Source organism: Rhodanobacter thiooxydans LCS2 (assembly GCF_000264375.1).
Lineage (GTDB): Bacteria > Pseudomonadota > Gammaproteobacteria > Xanthomonadales > Rhodanobacteraceae > Rhodanobacter > Rhodanobacter thiooxydans.
Map to the genome: position 1 here is coordinate 82,084 of NZ_AJXW01000003.1, position 18,493 is coordinate 100,576.

General features: G+C 68.7%; 17 protein-coding genes. 3 read left to right on the forward strand and 14 right to left on the reverse strand.

All coding sequences use genetic code 11. The features are described from left to right. Nucleotides 1-12: 12 nt before the first annotated feature. The 5 genes from UUA_RS00730 to UUA_RS00750 all read right to left on the reverse strand — a co-directional run bounded on the left by UUA_RS00730 (nucleotide 13) and on the right by UUA_RS00750 (nucleotide 7,785). On the reverse strand, nucleotides 13-2,208 hold the full coding sequence (locus UUA_RS00730; RefSeq protein ID WP_008433409.1) for a NosR/NirI family protein: 2,196 nt from the start codon (nucleotides 2,206-2,208) through the stop codon (nucleotides 13-15). Beyond that, nucleotides 2,208-3,275, reverse strand: a complete 1,068-nt coding sequence (locus tag UUA_RS00735) for an FAD:protein FMN transferase (RefSeq protein WP_008433410.1) — start codon at nucleotides 3,273-3,275, stop codon at nucleotides 2,208-2,210. Before UUA_RS00735 ends, UUA_RS00730 begins: the two co-directional genes overlap by 1 nt. 43 nt (nucleotides 3,276-3,318) lie before the next feature. Next, entirely contained in the window at nucleotides 3,319-4,398 is a 1,080-nt protein-coding gene (locus UUA_RS00740; protein ID WP_008433412.1) for an NAD(P)/FAD-dependent oxidoreductase, read from the reverse strand. Nucleotides 4,399-4,537: 139 nt separating this feature from the next. Next, a complete protein-coding gene (locus UUA_RS00745) occupies nucleotides 4,538-6,964 on the reverse strand; it encodes a penicillin acylase family protein (protein WP_008433413.1) in 2,427 nt (808 codons plus the stop codon). Further along, nucleotides 6,961-7,785 (reverse strand): phosphodiester glycosidase family protein, encoded by an 825-nt coding sequence (locus UUA_RS00750; protein ID WP_425476870.1) that lies wholly within the window; start codon nucleotides 7,783-7,785, stop codon nucleotides 6,961-6,963. Before UUA_RS00750 ends, UUA_RS00745 begins: the two co-directional genes overlap by 4 nt. Before the next feature lie 96 nt (nucleotides 7,786-7,881). Between UUA_RS00750 and UUA_RS00755 the strand changes: the two genes are divergently transcribed. Next, nucleotides 7,882-8,370 carry an NUDIX hydrolase gene (locus UUA_RS00755; protein WP_008433416.1) on the forward strand — a complete coding sequence of 163 codons (489 nt, stop codon included), beginning with the start codon at nucleotides 7,882-7,884 and terminating at the stop codon, nucleotides 8,368-8,370. 27 nt (nucleotides 8,371-8,397) lie between these two features. Here UUA_RS00755 and UUA_RS00760 read toward each other — a convergent pair whose 3' ends face one another. The 5 genes from UUA_RS00760 to UUA_RS00780 all read right to left on the reverse strand — a co-directional run bounded on the left by UUA_RS00760 (nucleotide 8,398) and on the right by UUA_RS00780 (nucleotide 12,945). Further along, complete coding sequence (locus UUA_RS00760) at nucleotides 8,398-9,174, reverse strand: lipoate--protein ligase family protein (RefSeq protein ID WP_008433418.1); 777 nt, start codon at nucleotides 9,172-9,174, stop codon at nucleotides 8,398-8,400. After that, entirely contained in the window at nucleotides 9,171-9,461 is a 291-nt protein-coding gene (gene lplB, locus UUA_RS00765; RefSeq protein ID WP_008433420.1) for a lipoate-protein ligase small subunit, read from the reverse strand. Before lplB ends, UUA_RS00760 begins: the two co-directional genes overlap by 4 nt. A gap of 45 nt (nucleotides 9,462-9,506) precedes the next feature. Then, a complete protein-coding gene (locus UUA_RS00770; protein ID WP_008433422.1) occupies nucleotides 9,507-9,932 on the reverse strand; it encodes a hypothetical protein in 426 nt (141 codons plus the stop codon). Between the two features lie 207 nt (nucleotides 9,933-10,139). Continuing rightward, nucleotides 10,140-12,377 carry a DNA topoisomerase IV subunit A gene (gene parC, locus UUA_RS00775; protein ID WP_008433424.1) on the reverse strand — a complete coding sequence of 746 codons (2,238 nt, stop codon included), beginning with the start codon at nucleotides 12,375-12,377 and terminating at the stop codon, nucleotides 10,140-10,142. 97 nt (nucleotides 12,378-12,474) lie between these two features. Beyond that, nucleotides 12,475-12,945 (reverse strand): Lrp/AsnC family transcriptional regulator, encoded by a 471-nt coding sequence (locus UUA_RS00780; RefSeq protein WP_008433425.1) that lies wholly within the window; start codon nucleotides 12,943-12,945, stop codon nucleotides 12,475-12,477. Between the two features lie 94 nt (nucleotides 12,946-13,039). On the opposite strand from UUA_RS00780, the gene UUA_RS00785 reads away from it, so the two are divergent. Then, entirely contained in the window at nucleotides 13,040-13,936 is an 897-nt protein-coding gene (locus tag UUA_RS00785; protein WP_008433426.1) for an EamA family transporter, read from the forward strand. Nucleotides 13,937-13,972: 36 nt separating this feature from the next. Then, nucleotides 13,973-14,959: an aldo/keto reductase gene (locus UUA_RS00790; RefSeq protein ID WP_008433428.1), complete on the forward strand. Its 987-nt coding sequence runs from the start codon at nucleotides 13,973-13,975 to the stop codon at nucleotides 14,957-14,959. On the opposite strand, the gene UUA_RS00795 is transcribed toward UUA_RS00790, so the two are convergent. The 4 genes from UUA_RS00795 to UUA_RS00805 form a co-directional block, all read right to left on the reverse strand. After that, the gene (locus tag UUA_RS00795; protein ID WP_008433431.1) at nucleotides 14,960-15,835 is read right to left on the reverse strand and encodes a TraB/GumN family protein; all 876 of its coding nucleotides are present in this window, start codon (nucleotides 15,833-15,835) and stop codon (nucleotides 14,960-14,962) included. A 240-nt stretch (nucleotides 15,836-16,075) separates the two neighbouring features. Further along, nucleotides 16,076-16,483, reverse strand: a complete 408-nt coding sequence (locus tag UUA_RS00800; RefSeq protein ID WP_008433432.1) for an MAPEG family protein — start codon at nucleotides 16,481-16,483, stop codon at nucleotides 16,076-16,078. Nucleotides 16,484-16,653: 170 nt separating this feature from the next. Beyond that, entirely contained in the window at nucleotides 16,654-16,782 is a 129-nt protein-coding gene (locus tag UUA_RS20175) for a hypothetical protein (RefSeq protein WP_268793776.1), read from the reverse strand. Nucleotides 16,783-16,928: 146 nt separating this feature from the next. After that, complete coding sequence (locus UUA_RS00805) at nucleotides 16,929-18,284, reverse strand: dihydrolipoyl dehydrogenase family protein (RefSeq protein ID WP_008433434.1); 1,356 nt, start codon at nucleotides 18,282-18,284, stop codon at nucleotides 16,929-16,931. Nucleotides 18,285-18,493 lie beyond the last annotated feature (209 nt).

An 18,493-nucleotide genomic window follows, 5' to 3' on the forward strand; every position in this document is an offset into this window, starting at 1 on the left:
GATCGTGGTGGGTCAGTCGGCGACCTTCGCCGGCTCGTGGGTTTCCGGCGTCGCCGCCGGGGTGATCGTCAGTACCGGGGTGGGCAGCGGCCGCGCGGCGCGTTCACGCTTCTTGCGGCGCTCCACCAGTGGTGGGCATTTCTGGTCGTTGGCGTAGGTGACCTGGCAGTCCAGGCAGTAGTGGCATTCGTTGAAGTTGATCTGGCCGATCGCGTTGATCGCCTTCACCTCGCACTCGTTGGCGCAGATCTGGCACGGGCGACCGCACTCCTTGCGCCGGAGCAGCCACTCGAACAGGTGCCAGCGGCCGGACACCGCCAGCCCGGCGCCCAGCGGGCACACGTAGCGGCAGTAGAACTTGTTGTTGAACGCCGACACCGCCACCAGCGCCACCGCGTAGAGCACGTAGCTCCAGGAGCGGGCGAAGTGCAGGGTGATGGCGGTCTTGAACGGCTCGATCTCGGCGTAGTGCTCGGCCATGTTGAGCGACTGCAGCGACATCCCGAACAGCACCAGCAGGATGATGTACTTGATCGCCCACAGCCGTTCGTGCAGGTATTGCGGCACCTCGAACTGCGGCACGTGCAGCCGGCGCGCCAGCTTGTTCACCAGCACCTGCAGCGCGCCGAACGGGCACAGCCAGCCGCAATAGATGCCGCGCCCGAGCAGCAGCAGGGTGGCGGCCACGAACACCCACAGGATGAACACCAGCGGGTCCATCAGGAAGGTGGACCAGTGGAAGCCGTGCAGCATCGCCTGGATGAAGGTGAGGATGTTCACCACCGACAGCTGCGCCAGCCCGTACCAGCCGATGAACACCAGCGTGTAGATCAGGAAGCCCACGCGCAGGCGTTCGAGCAGGTGCGGGCGCGTCACGATCCAGTCCTGGAACATCAGGATCAGCGTGAGCACCGACAGCCCCGCCACCAGCAGCGCGATGTCCAGCCGGCGCCCGTGCCACACCTTCTGCCACAGCGGCGCGTCGGCCGGCAGCGCGTCGGTGTCCGCCACGGCCGCCACTTCCGGACGCGTGGTGTAGACCGCCGGCATGCGGTAGTCGCGGGTGAAGGTGTGGTAGATGCTCTGCAGCGGGCCGACTTGGCGGTTCACCAGCAGCTGCAGCGTCCATGGCCGGGTGGCGTCGAAACCGCTGCCGCCGTTGCGCACGATGAAGATCGCCTGCTCGGCGAAGGCCGGCTTGCCGCGCAGCGGGGTGTCGTTCAACTGCACCAGGTCGCTGTCCTTGAACAGCACCAGTTTGCCGTCCTGCAGCAGGTGTACGCGGTCGAAGATGCCGCCGCGCACGTAGCCCACGCCCTTGAACGAGTAGATGCCGTTGGCCATCACCGCGATCGCCGAGTCGCCGGGCTTGAGCTGCTTCATCAGGTCGGCGTGGGCGGTGGGGCCGAGTAGGTTGCGGCCCACCGTGGGCGGGGTGACGTCGGCGAAGTACAGGTCGATGAAGGTGTCCGCACCGTGGCCGGGCGCCGGCGCGGTGGGGTCGTCGACCAGGCCGCTTTCCGGCTGGCCCTTGAAGGCGTCGGTGATCGCCTGGCGCGCCAGCTGCAGGTGGCCGATCGCGCCGTTGCCGGTCAGCGTCTGCCAGTCAGCCGGCACGAAGTAGTCGGCGCGTACCTGCGCGGTAGCCGCGCCGGTGTCGGCCACGCCGGCGATCAGCTTGCGCGAGGCCGCCACCTTCAGCGCCGAGTTCATGATCGTCTCGTTGGCCACCATCGAGGTCACCGTGGCGCTGCTGATCGCGTCGATGCGCACGCTGCCGCTGCCGCCGCCGCCGACCACGATCTGGTCGTCCACACGGTGGCCGATGTAGCGGGCCACGAAGTCGTACAGCTTCTGCACCGGGATGCCGACAAGCAGGATCGGCTCGTGCTGCTCCAGCACGCGCGCGTCGCGGATGGTGCCGTCGGTGCCGATCGACACCAGGATGTTGATCGGCGCGCCGGAGTAGGCCGGCACCGGCGCCACCATCACCGTCTCGAACACGTAGCCGATCACCTTGTCGCCGTGGTACACGGCCGCCGCAGGCGGGGTGCCCTCGATGTCGCCGTAGCGCTCGGCCTCGGGGAACACCTGGTGCAGCTGCGGATACTTGGCGTCGATGCCGGCCAGCGCCACGGAGGCGGGCGCCAGCAACAGCAGCGCGAGCAGCAGCCTGGTGATCAGGGAGAGTGGACGTGTGCCGCGCATCAGACCAGCTCCGCCGTGCCGGCGACCAGCGGCAGCTCGCGCGAGCGCCAGCGCTGCTCGCCGCTGCGCGAGAACGCCAGCCACTGGTGGTCGCGCGCCGCCATCAGCGCGGACAGCTGCGGCAGCTCCAGCGAGAACGCCGCCGTGCTCATGCCGTCGGCCAGCACCGAGCGCCGCGCCACCACGGTCACGCTGGAATAACTCTGCGGCGACCAGCCGGTGCGTGGATTGACGATGTGGAACAGGCGCCGGTCGCTGGAGAAGAACACGCGGTAGTTGCCGGAAGTGGACAGCGCCGCGTTGCGCAGCTGCACCACCGCCGCCACCCGGCCCGTGTCGCGCGGGTCGACGATGCCCACGTTCCAGTGCCGCCCGGGATCGTTGCCGCTGATCGCCTGGATGTCGCCGCCGGCGTCGATCAGGGCGTACTCGATGCCCGCCGCGCGCAGCGCCGCGATGCCCTGGTCGACCACGTGGCCCTTGGCGATGCCGTCCAGGGTGATCGCCATGCCCGGCCGCAGCAGACGCACGCCGCGAGCGTCCAGCACGAGGTCGCGATAGCCGACCAGTGCGTCGCGGTCTTCGGCCACGCGCTGCTCGCGCGCATCGGTACCGGCGACGCCGCGCAGCGTCTCGAAGTAGCGCAGCACCGGCAGCACGGTGACGTCGAACGCGCCGCCGGTCAGCGCCGACAGCGCCAGTGCCTCGCGCAATACCACGTGCAGGTTCGACGGCACCAGCGCCAGCCGGCCATCACGGTTCAGCCGCGACAGCGGGCTGACCGGATCGAAGCGGGTCAGCTCGGCCGCCGTGGTGGCCATGCGCGCGAACGCCGCCTCGATCGCCTCGCCTGCCGCCTGCACGTCGTCGCTCAGGCAGGTCACTGCCACCGAGGTCTGCATCAGCGTGCGCTCGCGGCGCACCTGCCACAGGTTCTGCTTGCGCTTGAGCACCGCCCAGCCGCCCGCGGCCAGCAGGCCGCCGGCGATGGCGAGCTGGCCGGCCTGCCGCAGCAGTCGCCGGCGCTCGGGCGAGCGCGGTTCGGTGGGTTCGATGGAGCGGTGCATGGGAGGACCTCCCGGTGGTGCGAATGCGAAAAGGTATGGAGCGTCAGGCCGCGCTGGCTTCGACCCGTGGCGACGGTTGTGCCACGACGTCGGCGCCTTTGGCATCGCGCACGCCCAGGCGCCGCTGCAGTGCCGGGCTGGTGGTCGTGTACTGCAGGTTCACCTTGTCGCCTGGATGCAGGTGCGCATGCGCGGCGAACGCGCACAACGCGGTTTCGTGGAAACCCGACAGGATCAGCTTCTTCTTGCCGGGATAGGTGTTGATGTCACCCACCGCGAACACGCCGGGCACGGAGGTCTCGAACGTCGATGGATCGACCACCAGCTGCTGACGCTCCAGCGCCAGTCCCCAGTCGGCGATCGGCCCCAGCGCCGGATGCAGGCCCCAGAACACCAGCAGATGCGACGCCTCGATGCGCTGGACCATGCCGCTGCGTGTGCGCACGCGCACCTGCGACAGCGCGCCATCAGCCGTCTCCAGCCCGACGATGTCGCCTTCGCTGAACTGCATGCAGCCCTCGTCGCACAGCGCCTGCATGCGCGCCACGCTGGCGGGTGCCGCGCGAAAGCTGGACGAGCGATGTACCAGCACCAGGCTGCGTACCCGCTCGACCAGAGCCAGCGCCCAATCCAGCGCCGCGTCGCCGCCGCCGGCGATCACGATGTCCTGGTCGTCGAACAGGGCTGGCTGCGTCACCTTGTAGTGCAGCGTGCGGCCCACCAGCGGCGCGGCTTCCGGCACGTCCAGCGTGCGCGGCGCGAACGCGCCCAGGCCGCCGGCGATGATCACCGCGCCGGCGTCGAACGCCAGGCCGCCACTGGTCTGCAGGTGAAAGCGGCCGTTGTCCATGCGCTGCAGCGAGGTGACGGTGTGGCCCAGGTGGAACTGCGGCGCGAACGGGCGGATCTGCTGCTGCAGGCGCTCGATCAACTCGCGCCCGCTGCACACCGGCAGCGCCGGGATGTCGTAGATCGGCTTGTCCGGATACAGCTCGACGCACTGGCCGCCGGCATGCGGTACGGCATCGATCACGTGCGCATCTACCCCCAGCAGACCCAGCTCGAAAACCTGAAACAGACCGACCGGGCCGGCCCCGATGATGATGGTGTCGCAGCTGATCATGGATGAATCCGCCGTGTGAACGGAGGGGATCATGCGCGCCCATGAGGGCGGTGTTTTTGATTTCGATCAGCTGCGCCGGCGGCGATTTGTGTGGTCGAATGCCGCATGGGCGGCCGCTCGGTCGACGCCGGTCGGCGCGTCAGCGTGCGACCGGTTGCAGCACCAGCGTGTGCTGCGGCAGTCCCGGCAGCAGCGGCGTTGGTCGACCGGCGACCCAGTCCGCGTGGCCCGCGCCGAAATACGGCGACAGCGGGTGATCGCTCTGGCCGCCGGGCATGTTGAGGATGCCGTGGGCCTCCTGGCCGGGAGCCACGACCAGGTGCTCGGAGGCACCGAAGCCGGGCGCGGCGACGTGCGGCATATTGTTGTCGCCTGGCATCGGCTGGTCGGGCATGTCGATGAAGCGGGCCAGCCACGATGGCAGCGCGGCGGACAACGGGTGGCGGATGCCGGCGCGGTTGTGTTCGCCCCAGCTGCGCGCAGCGAGGCCGCCGGATTGCTGACCGAGTTCGTCCGCCACCCGCTTCGCCGCGTCGATGAGCAGGGCGTGCCAATCCGGATATTTCGGATCGAGCCATGCCATCGGCTGCTGACGGACCAGGGCCCACACCGCCGCCTCGGCGCTGGTCTCGCGGGGCCAGCTGAAATCCGCGTAGCGCTGCTGCACCCGGGCGGCGAGCGGCGCCAGCACCGCTTCGCCGACCTGGTTGCGGAAGGCGCGCACCAGTCGGTAATCGACGCTGTCGACGGCGGCGCGGCCGCCCCATGCAGCGGTGAGCCGGCGCAGCTGCTGCAGTGACGGGTCGCGGTTGTCGGCCAGGGTGTCCTGCAGCAGGCGTTGCCAGCGGGCGAGGAACAGCGCACGGTCGTCCAGCTGGATGTCGAGCAGGGCACCGGGGGTGAAGCTGGCGCGGGCACGCAGGTCGTCGCGGATCTGCTGGGCGCGGGCGCCGACGTCGTGGCCGCCGTTGCCGAGCAGAGCCAGCGCGTCGCCGTCGACGGTGCGGTTGTTCGCCGTCCACAGGCGGCCATCGGCGGGGTTCTCGATGCGCGGGTACTGCGCGGGCGCGGCCCAGCCCTGCCAGCCGCTGCCGGGCGCCGACCAGTCCGACGGCAGCAGCCGGTCGATGCCGGCGCGCAGCGGGATGCTGTTGCCGGCGATGGTCCAGCCGATGTGGCCGGCGCGATCGGCGACCAGCAGGTTCTGCGGCGGTATGCCGAGCCGCGGCGCCAGCTCGATTGCCGCGGCCACGTCGGGTGCGCGTTCCAGCTGCATCAGGTCGAGGTTGTAGCCGTGCGCGCGGCCGCCGATCCAGGCCAGCGCCAGCGGCGTGCTGTCGATGTCGCTGCCCATGATCGGGCCCCAGCGGGTGTCTTCGACCTTGAGGATGGTGTCGGGCTGACCCTTGACCCGGATGTGCTCCTCATGGGTTTCGATGCTTGCCCAGCCGTTCGCCACCTTGTAGCGGGAAGCATCGGCCGGATCGCGCAACACGCGTACCCAGTCCTGCCAGTCGCCGTAGCTGTTGGTGAAACCCCAGGCGATCTGGCCGTTGGAGCCGACGATGATCGCCGGCGTGCCGGGCAGGCTGACGCCGTTGATGTCACGCTGGCTGCCCGGCGCAGTGGGATCGGGATAACGCAGGCGGGTACGGAACCAGATGTTCGGCACGCGCAGGCCCAGGTGCATGTCGTTCGCCAACATCGCTGCGCCGTTGCCGGTGAGCGTGCCGGCCACGGCGAAGTTGTTGCTGCCGGGGCGCGGCGTATCCAGTGCCGGCACCAGCGCGGCAGCCAGGCTGGTCGAGGCCGCAGCGGTTGGCAGCCGACGCAGGTCGAACACGTCAGCGTCCGGAACCACCGGCGGGCGCGACAACCAGCCGCTCAGCGGTGCCTCCCAGTCGGGGTCGGGCGCCAGCAGGAAATCCACCAGTGCGCCGGGCAGCACCGCGCGCATCTGCGCCATGCGCAGCTCGCGTTCGTTGCGGCCGCCGCTGTTCAAGTCCAGGTACATCGCGGCGATCACCAGCATGCTGTCTTCCGAACGCCACGGCTGCGGCCGACTGCCCAGCAACAGGTATTCCCACGGCCGCACGCGCAGGTCGGCCAGGCCGGCGTTGACGCCGTCGCGGTAGCGGTCCAGCTGGTGCTGTTTCGTGGGCGTCAATTGCGCATAGGCGGCCGCGACCACGGCGCGCAGGCGGTGGCGGCGATGGTCCAGATCGGTCTCCAGCGCGGCCGGCCCGACCAGCGCGGACAATTCGCCGGCGCTCACGCGACGCATCAGGTCCATCGCGAAGAAGCGCTCCTGCGCATGCACGTAGCCCAGCGCGTAGCTGAGGTCGGTGCGGCTTTTCCCAACGAGGGTGACCGTGCCCAGCGCGTCGCGGTCGAGGCTGACCGGCGCCGTCAGGCCAGCAGCCTGGCGTGTGCCGTCAAGCTGCGCACGGCTGCCGGCGAGCAGCCACCCCAGCACGATGAAGGCAACCGCCAGCAGCGCCAGCAGGACCAGCGACAGGGCGCGCAGGAGGCGCCAGCGGGATTTCCTCCGTGAGGTTGCCGTCATGGTCTGGCGAACACCGCGAAGATGCCCGCGTACGGCTTGACCATGAACGCCGGCGCGCCGGCATAGCCTTCGCCGTCCACATACAGCTGCGAGATGCTGCCGTCCAGATAGAGGGCGTCGCGGCAACCCAGCTTGTCGCGGAACAGCCGTCCGAACGCGTGGAAGTTCACCGGCGTCTCGCTCACCGCGAACACCACCTCGGTGGGCGTGCGTGCGCATACGCCGCTGCGCCATTTCATGCTGGCGGAGTCGTCGACGAACTGCTCGTTGAGCTTGCCGTCGATCAGCAGCATCGGCCCGGACTGGGTCGCCCACTGCGCGCTCTTGCCGTCGGCCTTGAACGCGGCGCTGGTGCGTACCGCGGCATGGCCGTCCGGGTACACCGCGAACACGCCATTCGGCAGCAGCGAGAAATTGCCCGAAGCCGGGTTGCCGTGCGCCAGGTTCAACGGCACCACCGTCTTGCCGTTCTCCACGTGCAGGCCCAGCGGCGCGAACTTGTGATCGTAGATGCCCGCATTCGCCGCGAACAGCAGGTGCTGGCCACGGGCTTCGCCCCACTGGCGCAACGCCTCGATGCTGCCGAACGGCTGGCCGCTGGCGGACTCGCGCCAGTGCAGGCTCAGCTGCTCGCGCTTCAGGTTGATGTGCACCACGCGGTAATTCTGGCCTTCGAACGCCAGCTCTCGGCTGTCCAGCGCCCGTGCGCCCGGGGCGCAACCGCCCACGCCGGCAAGCAGCAGGAACAGCAGCGCGGGCAGCAGCACGCGCCGCGGTGGCCGGATCGGAAATGGTCGGGGCGGGAAAACGGAGGCGCGCATCCGTCGATGGTCGCCGGCCGGCCGTGCCGGTGCAAGTCCGTCCCTGCGCCACGCGCCCGCTGCCGCTAAACTGGGTCCTTTTCGCGGTGCCCGCCCATGCCCTATACCCCGATAGTGGCGACGCTCGGCTACGTGCTGTCGCCGGATCGCAGCGAAGTGCTGATGATCCACCGCAACGCCCGCCCGGACGACCTGCACCTGGGCAAGTACAACGGCCTCGGCGGCAAGATGGAGCCGGGCGAGGACATCGCCGCCTGCATGCGCCGCGAGATCCGCGAGGAAGCCGGCATCGAATGCGAATCGATGCAGCTGCGCGGCACCTTGAACTGGCCCGGCTTCGGCAAGCAGGGCGAGGACTGGCTGGGCTTCATCTTCCTGGTCGACGGCTTCAGCGGCGAACCGCACCAGGGCAACCACGAGGGCACGCTGGAGTGGGTGCCGCGCGCGCGCCTGATGGAACTGCCGATGTGGGAGGGCGACCGCCACTTCCTGCCGCTGGTGTTCGACGCCGACCCGCGCCCGTTCCACGGCGTGATGCCGTACAAGGACGGCCGCATGCAGTCGTGGTCGTACAGCCGGTTGTGAGTGAAGCGTCGGAGCTGTCGCCCTCGCTCACGCCACGTCGGTAAGCCACGCCGGACTGCCGAACTTGCCTTGTGCGAGCGCTTCGGCCTGAGCCAGTTCCTCGGCGCTCAGGTAGTCGTCGGTGAGGCCGTGCAGGCGGCGGAAGGTGGCGGTCATGCGCTCGATCACCGCCTCGCGCGGCAGGCCGGTCTGGCTGCGCAGCGGATCGACCCGCTTGGCGGCGCTCTGGGTGCCCTTGTCCGACAACTTCTCGCGGCCGATGCGCAGCACCTGCAGCATCTTCGCCGCGTCGATGTCGTAGGCCATGGTGACGTGGTGCAGCACCGCGCCGCCGCGGTGCACCTGCGCGGCGCCGGCGATCTTGCCGCCCTCGGAAGTGATGTCGTTGAGCGGCTGGTACCACGCCTTGATGCCCAGCTCGGCCAGCGCTTCCAGTACCCACTCGTCGAGGAAGGCATAGGCTTCCTGGAACGACAGGCCCTTGACCAGCGACTGCGGTGCGTAGATCGAGTAGGTGATGGTGTTGCCGGGCTCGATGAACATCGCGCCGCCGCCGGAAACCCGGCGCACCACCTCGATGCCGTGGCGCCGCGCGGCCTCGCCATCCACCTCGTTGCGCAGCGACTGGAAACGGCCGATCACCACGGCCGGCGACGCCCATTCCCAGATGCGCAGGGTGGGTGCGCGGCGACCGGCGCCGACCTCGTGGGTCAGCACGTCGTCCAGCGCCATGTGCAGGGTGGGTGATTGCGGTGCGGTGTGGATCAGCTGCCAGTCGTGGTCGCGCCAGTCGGTACGCATCATGCAGCAGGTTCCTTGTGCAGGGCGCGGCGCACGGCCACCGCGATGGCTTCCGGAGAAATACCGTACATCATGACGTCGGCAGCGAGCGCGTCGCGCACGGCGGCGGCGAGCGCGGCTTCGTCGGCATGCCCGGGCTGGCCCGTCAACGCGCCGTTGATCGCCTGCAGCGCGCTGTCCGGTTCGAGGAAGAAATCGCCGCTGAGCTGCACCTCGGCAAGGCGGCCGTCGCGCAGCTCAAGGTCGATCACCACCAGTTTGCCGCCGGGCATCTTGTATTCGCCGTGCATCGAGATGCGTCCCTTGCGTGATCCTGCGATTATAGCTTTGCCCGGTCAGTGGCCGCGGTCGTGGAAGTGGCCGCTGCCGGCGCCAACCGAGATGCTGACGCCGCCGGTGGGGTGGTCGCAGCTGCCGAACGCCTGGCTGAGGTTCACCGTGCCGGTCTGGTAATTGCCGCTCACGTGATTACCGCCCACCACGCCCATGCCGACGCTGCCGTGCATCTGCGGCTGGTTGTAGGTGGAATCGTCGCAGTCGGGGCGCTCGCTGCTGGCGACGTCGGCGTTGCCCATGCGCCCGCTGGTGTCGCCGTAGTACGTGCCGGGCGCGTCGCGGGTCGGTGCGGCAGCGGTGCTGCTGGCGGCAGGGAGGTCGCCGGGCGGCAGTTTCAGGTTCAGGGGCTTGCCGGCGCTCTGCGCCCCGGCCGGCGCGGCGAGCAGCATGGCCAGCAGGGCGGGAAGAAAACGTGGGATGTTCATGCGTGCTCCGAGGCTGTCACGTATCCAACGCGCGAGCTGCGTCGGCGTGTACATCCCTGTTGGAAAGGTCGCGCGCCGACAAGTTCCTGCCTCTCGCCGTAGGGCGGGCAATGCCCGCCGCTGTTGGCCGCGATGTCTGTCGAAGAGCCGGCGGGCATTGCCCGCCCTACGAAGCCGTCCTGCGGATGGAATGCGGGTTGGCTCAGCTCAGCCACTGGTCTCGATCCGTTCGACGCGGCGCAGGCCGCGCGGCAGCAGGCCGCCGCGGGTGGCGCGGGTGCCGCCGTATTCGACCAGGTCGGCCCACTTCAGGGTGAGCTTGCGCGCGCCGGCGTACATGGTGACCTCGCCCTTGCCCTCGCTGACCACCGCCACGCCAGCCACGCGCTCGCCTTCGGCCAGCTGCTTCTTCGGAATCTCGATCAGCTTGTTGCCCTTGCCCTTGTCCAGTTCCGGCAGCTCGGCCACCGAGAACATCAGCAGGTGGCCCTCGGTGGTGACCACCACGATGCGGTCGCGTGCCGGGTCGGCGCTGGCCTGCGGCGCCAGCACCTTCGCGCCGTCGCTGAGCGAGATGATCTGCTTGCCGGCCTTGTTGCGGCCGGTGAGCGCTTCGAAGCGGGTGACGAAGCCGTAGCCGAAGTCGGTGGCGAGGATCAGCCGGGTGTCGTTGTCGCCGGCGATCAGCGCGTCGAAGCTGGCGCCCGCGGCCGGGCTGAAGCGGCCGGTCAGCGGCTCGCCGTTGCCGCGCGCCGAGGGCAGGGTGTGCGCCAGCGTGGAGTAGGCGCGTCCGGTGGAGTCGATGAACGCCACCTGCTGGGTGGTGCGCGCCTTCACCGCGGCGAGCGGGCCGTCGCCCTCGCGGTAGTTGAGGCCTTCGGCATCCACATCGTGGCCCTTCGCGGCGCGCGCCCAGCCCTTCTGCGAGAGCACCACGGTGACCGGCTCGCTGGCCACCAGCGCACTCTCGTCCAGCGCCTGGGCGGCCTCGCGCTCGACCAGCGGCGATCGGCGGGCGTCGCCGAATTTCTCGGCATCCGCGCGCAGCTCGTCCTTGATCAGGCCTTTCAGCTTGGTCGGCGATTTCAGCAGTACGTTGATGCGCGCGCGCTCCTCTTCGAGCTGGTCGCGCTCGGCGTTGATCTTCATCTCCTCGAGGCGGGCCAGCTGGCGCAGGCGGGTCTCCAGGATGTAGTCGGTCTGCTCCTCGCTGAGCTTGAAGCGCGCCATCAGCACCGGCTTGGGCTCGTCCTCGCTGCGCACGATGCGGATCACTTCATCGAGGTTGAGGTAGGCGATGCGCAGGCCTTCCAGCAGGTGCAGGCGGCGCTCGACCTTGGCCAGGCGATGGTTGAGCCGGCGGGTGACCGTGTTGGTGCGGAACGCCAGCCATTCGGTGAGGATCTTCTTCAGGTCCTTCACCTGCGGCCGGCCGTCCAGGCCGATCATGTTGAGGTTGATGCGGAAGCTCTTTTCCAGGTCCGTGGTGGCGAACAGGTGCTGCATGGTCTCGTCGGCGTCCACGCGGTTCGAGCGCGGCACGATCACCAGGCGGGTTGGGTTCTCGTGGTCGGACTCGTCGCGCAGGTCCTCGATCATCGGCAGCTTCTTCGCGCGCATCTGCGCGGCGATCTGTTCGAGGATCTTCGACGGGCTGACCTGGTGCGGCAGCGCGGTGATCACGATGTTGCCTTCCTCGCGCCGGTACACCGCGCGGGCGCGCACCGAGCCGCCGCCGGTCTGGTACATCATCAGCAGGTCGGCGCGCGGGGTGATGATCTCCGCCTCGGTCGGGTAGTCCGGCCCGCGCACGTGCTCGCACAGCTGGGCGACCGTGGCGTCCGGCTCGTCCAGCAGGCGGATGCACGCGCTGGCCAGTTCGCGCAGGTTGTGCGGCGGGATGTCGGTGGCCATGCCCACGGCGATGCCCATCGAACCGTTCAGCAGCACGTGCGGCACGCGCGCAGGCAGCCAGCTCGGTTCCTCCAGCGTGCCGTCGAAGTTCGGCACCCAGTCCACCGTGCCCTGGCCCAGCTCGCCCAGCAGGGCTTCGGCGATCGGGCTGAGCTTGCTCTCGGTGTAGCGCATCGCCGCGAAGCTCTTCGGGTCGTCCGGCGAGCCGAAGTTGCCCTGGCCGTCGACCAGCGGGTAGCGGTAGGAGAACGGCTGCGCCATCAGCACCATCGCCTCGTAGCACGAGGAATCGCCGTGCGGATGGAACTTGCCGATCACGTCGCCGATGGTGCGCGCCGACTTCTTCGGCTTCGCGGTGGCGGCCAGCCCCAGCTCGCTCATCGCGTAGATGATGCGCCGCTGCACCGGTTTCAGGCCGTCGCCCACGAACGGCAGCGCGCGGTCCAGCACCACGTACATCGAGTAGTCGAGGTAGGCCCGCTCGGCGTATTCCTTCAGCGGGATCTGTTCGTAATTGGCTTGCGGGTTCATGGATTACATCTTGGAAAGGGGCGCACGCGGCGGGATAACCGGTCGATGGTGCCAGAAAGCGGCGGGCTCTTGTAGGCGCGGTTTCGCCCGCGATCTGCTATGGCACGCTGGCCGGCAGCGGCGGCGCGCGCAGCGGCACCGGGGTGGATTGCACGATCGAGGTGGTGGTCTGGCCGTAGCGCAGGAAGCGGTCGAGGATCAGGTCCAGGTGCTCCAGCGCGTCCAGGTGCACCTTGATGATGAAGCAGTCCTCGCCGGTGACGCGGTGGCACTCGACCACCTGCGGGATCTTCTGCGCGAGTTCGGCGATTTTCGGCAGTTGCCCCGGCACCGGGCGCACGCGCACGTAGGCGGTGACCGGCCAGCCCAGCGCCCTGGGGTCGAGGTCGAGCCGATAGCCGCGGATCACCCCGCTTTCCTCCAGCCGGTTCAGGCGTTCCTTCACCGCCGGCGCCGACATGCCGACGCGGCTGGCAAGCCGGGTGACGGGCTGGCGCGGGTCTTCCTGCAGCGCCTGCAGCAGGGCGATGTTACGGGGGTCGGACAGCAAACTGGAAATCTGAGGCATGGGATGTCACCGGGCTTTCAAGTCAGGAAATATTGGTCGTTGATTCCTTCTTTTCGGGATGGATCATGCGCCGATCGTTTGCAAAAGTGGCTGCATGAACCATGCATCCGATTCCGCCACGCTCGAGCCGCGGTCGCTATCCCTTGCCGCTGGCAAACGGGTGCCGCCCTCGCTGTACTTCATGGTCAGCGCGGTCTTCCATTACCTGGGGCCCGCGTTTGCGGTGCTGCTGTTCGCCCACGTCGCGCCGCTGGGCGTGGCCTGGCTGCGGATCGCCAGCGCAGCGCTGATCTTCGCGCTGTGGCGACGGCCCTGGCGCTATTTCACACAGCAGAGCGCCGCGGTGCGCTGGAACAGCGTGGCGCTGGGCGCGGTGCTGGGCGGCATGAACGTCTGCTTCTACCTGGCGATCGACCGGTTGCCGCTGGCCACGGTGGGCGCGATCGAGTTCCTCGGCCCGATCGCGCTGGCCTTGGCCGGCCTGCACAGCCGCCGCAACGTGGTGGCGCTCGCCGTGGCGGCGGCCGGCGTGACCATGCTGACCCACGCGCGTTTCGCCGGTACGGCCACCGGCTTTGCTTTCGCGTTCGCGAACTGCGCGCTGTTCATGCTGTACATCGTGCTCAGCCATCGCATTGCCGGGGACGGCGGCGGCCATGGCATCGACCGGCTGGCCGCGGCGATGCTGGTGGCGCTGCTGGTTGTGATGCCGCTGGGCTGGCGCGAGGCGGCGGTGGCCTTCACCCATCCCGGCCTGCTGGCCGCAGGCATCGGCGTGGGCGTGTCGTCGTCGGTGATCCCGTACGTGTGCGACCAGTTGGCGATGGCGCGGTTGCCGCGCGCCACATTCGCGCTGATGCTGGCGCTGCTGCCGGCCACCGCCTGCGTGATCGGCATCGTGGTGCTGCACCAGTGGCCGGGCCCGGCCGAGCTGGCCGGCATCGCCCTGGTCATCGCGGGCATCAACCTGCACCGGGCGGCGCCGCGCTGAACCTGCATCGACATCCGAACCCTGAAGGAGAACAGCATGGACTACATCAATCTCGGCCAATCCGGCCTCAAGGTCTCGCGCATCTGCCTGGGCTGCATGAGCTATTCGGCAATGCCCACCGAGGCGCGGCCATGGACGCTGGACGAGGAGCACAGCCGGCCGTTCATCCGGCGCGCGCTGGAACTGGGCATCAACTATTTCGACACGGCGAACATGTACTCGGGTGGCGGCAGCGAGCAGGTGCTGGGGCGCGCGTTGCATGATTTCGCCCGGCGCGAGGAGGTCGTCATTGCGACCAAGGTGTTCTACCCGATGCGCGCCGACGCGAACGGCGGCGGCCTGTCGCGCAAGGCGATCATGACCGAGATCGACGCCAGCCTGCGCCGCCTCGGCACCGACTACGTCGATCTCTACCAGATCCATCGCTGGGACGCGGCCACGCCGATCGAGGAAACGCTGGAGGCGCTGCACGACGTGGTGAAGGCGGGCAAGGCGCGTTACCTGGGCGCCTCGTCGATGTCGGCGTGGCAGTTCGCCCAGGCGCTGTACACCGCCGACCTGCGCGGCTGGACGCGCTTCGTGTCGATGCAGCCGCACTACAACCTGCTGTATCGCGAGGAGGAGCGCGAGATGCTGGCGTTGTGCGCCGACCAGGGTATCGGCGTGGTGCCGTGGAGCCCGCTGGCGCGCGGCCGCCTGGCGCGGGCGTGGGAGGACAAACCCAGCACGGTGCGCGGCGGCTCCGATCCGTGGGGCGATGGCGTGTACGCCGCGAGCAAGGCGGCGGACAAGGCCGTGGTGGACCGCGTCGGCGAGGTCGCCGCGCGGCTCGGCGTGCCGCGCGCGCAGGTGGCGCTGGCGTGGCTGCTGCACCAGCCGGTGGTGACGGCGCCGATCGTGGGCGCGACCCGGCCGCACCACCTGGAAGAGGCGGTGGCGGCGTTGGCGGTCAGGCTGCCGGCAGCGGAGATCGCGGCGCTCGAAGCGCCGTACCTGCCGCATGCTGTCGCCGGCATCGACTGATCAGGGCAGGCGTTCGACCGGCACGCCCAACTGCCGCAGCTGTACCTGCACGCTGTCCGGCCCGGCCAGGTGGGCGGCGCCGACCGCGATGAAGGTGGTGCCCGGCTGCTGCAGCATGGTGGCGATCTTTGTCGCCCAGGCCTCGTTGCGTTGCACGAGCAGCAGCTGGTAGAGCTTCGGTTCGTGCTGGCGCATGTCGTCGTTGCCGATGCGGGCGATGGTGTCCACGTCGCCGGCCTTCCAGGCGTCGATCAGTTCGGTGAACAGGATCGAACCCATGTCAGCATCGCGCATGGTCGAGCGCAGCAACGCCAGTTCGACGGGGCGCGGCATGTCGGCGAGAAAGCGGATCTGCCGCTCGGCGGTTTCCAGCCCCAGCACCGGCTTGCCGGCCGCGCTCATCTGCGCCTTCAACTGCTTGTCCACGCCGTGCTCGGGGTCGAGCCCGGCCTTTTGCAGCGGCGTCACCGCCAGCGTCAGCGCGGCCAGCCACGGACGCATCACGTTCAGCGTCTGCATGCCGCCGGGCACGCCGAGCTTGTTCGCCAGCAGGTCAAGTCGGTGCGCCTCCGCCGGGCTGAGCTGGCTGGAGAGGGGGTGCGCCACGTCCATCCCGTAGCGCAATACCAGCGCCGCCATGTTCGCCGGGTCGTCATCGGTCAGCTCGATGTACAGCGTCTGGCTGTCCGCCAGCGCCTGCTCCAGCGCGGCGTCGTGCCAGCCGGCGTCGCGCGGCATCAGGTGCACGGTGCCGAACAGGTAGATGGTGGTATCGGCATCCTTCACCACCCACAAGGCCGGTTTCGCCAGCACCGAAGTGCAGGCGAACAGCAGGGCGAGGCTGGCGAGCAGGCGCAGGGTGAGCGTGGTCTTCATGCCGGGAGTGTCGCGGCTGGCCGCGGCCGGTTCAATCCCGGCGAGATGACCATGGCGTGGGCCGTTGGCCTGTGGAACCGCGAGGTCGGGATGGCGCGGGTGCCGGCCGGCAAGACTCCCGCATGCCATGGCCGTGGCCATCCGCGTCGCCGTTGGCGCGAAAAGCATTGCGGGCATCTGCCGGGAGAGCTGGACCGGGCCGTCGTGGACGTGCGCCGGATGAGGCTGCCGGGGTGCGTGCTACAGGCCAAGCAGCAGCCAGGTCCAGTAGAGGCCGATGCCCATCTGCACGGCGAAGGCGGTGAAGCGGGCATTGACGGCGATGATGCTGGTCGAGGCCAGATGGATGCCGGACTGGACGATCCGGGCGCCCAGCAGCCAGGGCGCAAGCGTATCCGTGACTTCCGCCCGGCCCAACACGATGGCGACCAGCAGCAGGCCGCCGAAGACCGGCAGGCTCTCGACGCAGTTTGCGTGTGCGCGGGCAAGCCGCTGCATGAACGGCGAAAGATTCGAGTTGTCGGGTTTGAACTCGTTCGAACGGACGTGGCCCGTGACAACGAGGTAGCCGCGCAGCGCCTCCATGACGGTCAGCAGGAGCAGCGTCCAGGCAAGGAACAGGGTGAGTACCAGGGCCGAGGTGGTCATGTTCGGTCTGCGATTCGCGTGTGGTGATGTTTCGGGGGTGCAGGTGATTGAATCAAATTGATCACTTGCCTCTACTTTGCTCGAAGCTCCGACTTGATTTCCTCCGTTCCGTTATTTCAGCAGCGCCCGGCAAACCATGCCACCCAGTAACGCAGGGCGTTGGCGTAGCTTCACGCGGTATTGGCCGACGCGGCTTCTGCCAGGATGTCGTGCACGGCTGTCGCCGCGCTGGCGTCCAGCATGGCCGGATCCAGCATGGGAAGGGCATCGGCGGGCGGCAACAGATCGTGTGACGTCATACATCGATCATCTTGGCGCCCTGACCACCGCGTCGGTCCACGAAGCGGATGCCTCGCCCGAGGTGGCCGGGTGTACGCGCCGCAGCGGGCCATGCCGTTCCCGCAGCGGCGACCCGCCCCCGCGCGAGCGCGTCGTTGCGTCGGAGCTACACCATCGAACTGATGTCGGAGGCGAAGCTCGGGTACGCAAAGATGGTGGCCTTGATCTGCTTCGCGGTCAGGCCCGCGCCCATCGCCATCGCGAACAGGTTGATTTGTTCCTCGGCACCGGGCCCCATCACATGCGCGCCCAGGATCAGGCCCGTCCCGTGCTCGACGAGCGTCTTGAAAGCGCTTCTGCGTGCCCCGACGCGCAGCGAGGAATACCAGCCACTGGTTTTCTCGAATTTGACGTCGAACTGGAGGCCGCGCTCGCGCGCCTCGGCTTCGGACAGTCCGACGGCGGCCACCGGCGGCAACGTGAACACGACACTCGGGATCGGCGGGTATTGGATCGCGTGCTCGTCCTTGCCGGCCAGGAGGTTCTTGCCCGCAATGCGTGCCTCGTAAACCGAAACCGGCGTGAGGTTCGGACCGCTATCGGCGCAATCGCCGGCGGCGAAAATCGCGGGATTGGTGGTTCGCATGTAGGGACTCACCGTGATGCCGCGCCGACCGCTTTCGACGCTCGCCGCCGCCAGATTCAGGTGCTCGATGTTCGGCACCCGGCCGCCGCCATGCACGACACGCCCGCAGGTGAGGGTCCTGACGCCAGAGGGCGTTTCATAGGTCACGGTATATGCCTCGCCGGTCTGCTCGATCTTCCGGACCTTGGCCTGGGTTTGCAGATGGATGCCCAACTCGGTCGTGGCATCGGCTAGGAGATCGACCAGATCCGGATCGAAATTGCTCAACGGGCGCTCGGCCATCTCCAGCACGGTGACTTCGCTGGCTCCCGCCCGCCGGGCCACATGGGCGAACTCCATGGCGATGAAGCCGCCGCCGACGAAGACGACCTTCTGCGGCGCCTCCGGCAGCTCAAGAAACCCGGTGCTGGTGAGCAGCAGGTCTTCGCCGGGGATGTTCAGCGTCATCGGCCGTGCGCCGGTGGCCAAGTGGAAGTGCTTCGCACGCAGCGTGGCGCCGTTGACCTCGACCGTATCCGGACCGGTAAAACGCACGTCGCCGTGCAGCGTGGCCACTCCTGCGCGTTGCATTGCCGCCTCGATTCGTGACGGCATGACATCGGTGAAGGTACGCTTGAACGCCATCATGGCGGGCCAGTCGATCGACGTGTGGGCGTCGAACCCTTTGCCCTTCATGTTGTGCGCCCATCCCACGCCTTCGGTGACGGCGATCAGCATCTTTTTGGGGTCGCACCCGCGCAACGTACAGGTGCCACCATAGGGTAGGCTGTCGATGATGGCGACGTTCCAGCCCGCCGTCGCGACCCTCCGGGCGACGCCATTGCCACCGGTGCCGGCGCCGATCACGAGCAGGTCATAGTCGTATGCATCGGTCATGGCGTTCTGTCCGATCCCGTCTGGTTATCTAGTCGTAGTCGCCCAACAGAGAGCTCGCGCCGTTTCTGACGCCACGCTTGCAGGGGCGTCTTGTGCCCGGGGCTTTCCGGGCAGATGGTCATCGTACATCGCCACGCGGCTGCCGTTCGGGCGTGGCAGGAACTGGCCATATAACGTTTCTTCGCCATGCGGGCCGCGCGGGCAACCGC

What these genes read in the sequence shown, in the direction of transcription:
- UUA_RS00735 (WP_008433410.1), bottom strand. Translation starts at nt 3,275, where the DNA reads ATGCACCGCTCCATCGAACCCACCGAACCGCGCTCGCCCGAGCGCCGG.
- UUA_RS00740 (WP_008433412.1), bottom strand. Translation starts at nt 4,398, where the DNA reads ATGATCAGCTGCGACACCATCATCATCGGGGCCGGCCCGGTCGGTCTG.
- UUA_RS00770 (WP_008433422.1), bottom strand. Translation starts at nt 9,932, where the DNA reads ATGAACATCCCACGTTTTCTTCCCGCCCTGCTGGCCATGCTGCTCGCC.
- lplB (WP_008433420.1), bottom strand. Translation starts at nt 9,461, where the DNA reads ATGCACGGCGAATACAAGATGCCCGGCGGCAAACTGGTGGTGATCGAC.
- UUA_RS00760 (WP_008433418.1), bottom strand. Translation starts at nt 9,174, where the DNA reads ATGATGCGTACCGACTGGCGCGACCACGACTGGCAGCTGATCCACACC.
- UUA_RS20175 (WP_268793776.1), bottom strand. Translation starts at nt 16,782, where the DNA reads ATGACGTCACACGATCTGTTGCCGCCCGCCGATGCCCTTCCCATGCTG.
- UUA_RS00790 (WP_008433428.1), top strand. Translation starts at nt 13,973, where the DNA reads ATGGACTACATCAATCTCGGCCAATCCGGCCTCAAGGTCTCGCGCATC.
- UUA_RS00780 (WP_008433425.1), bottom strand. Translation starts at nt 12,945, where the DNA reads ATGCCTCAGATTTCCAGTTTGCTGTCCGACCCCCGTAACATCGCCCTG.
- UUA_RS00750 (WP_425476870.1), bottom strand. Translation starts at nt 7,785, where the DNA reads ATGCGCGCCTCCGTTTTCCCGCCCCGACCATTTCCGATCCGGCCACCG.
- UUA_RS00730 (WP_008433409.1), bottom strand. Translation starts at nt 2,208, where the DNA reads ATGCGCGGCACACGTCCACTCTCCCTGATCACCAGGCTGCTGCTCGCG.
- UUA_RS00785 (WP_008433426.1), top strand. Translation starts at nt 13,040, where the DNA reads ATGAACCATGCATCCGATTCCGCCACGCTCGAGCCGCGGTCGCTATCC.
- parC (WP_008433424.1), bottom strand. Translation starts at nt 12,377, where the DNA reads ATGAACCCGCAAGCCAATTACGAACAGATCCCGCTGAAGGAATACGCC.
- UUA_RS00805 (WP_008433434.1), bottom strand. Translation starts at nt 18,284, where the DNA reads ATGACCGATGCATACGACTATGACCTGCTCGTGATCGGCGCCGGCACC.
- UUA_RS00800 (WP_008433432.1), bottom strand. Translation starts at nt 16,483, where the DNA reads ATGACCACCTCGGCCCTGGTACTCACCCTGTTCCTTGCCTGGACGCTG.
- UUA_RS00755 (WP_008433416.1), top strand. Translation starts at nt 7,882, where the DNA reads ATGCCCTATACCCCGATAGTGGCGACGCTCGGCTACGTGCTGTCGCCG.
- UUA_RS00745 (WP_008433413.1), bottom strand. Translation starts at nt 6,964, where the DNA reads ATGACGGCAACCTCACGGAGGAAATCCCGCTGGCGCCTCCTGCGCGCC.
- UUA_RS00795 (WP_008433431.1), bottom strand. Translation starts at nt 15,835, where the DNA reads ATGAAGACCACGCTCACCCTGCGCCTGCTCGCCAGCCTCGCCCTGCTG.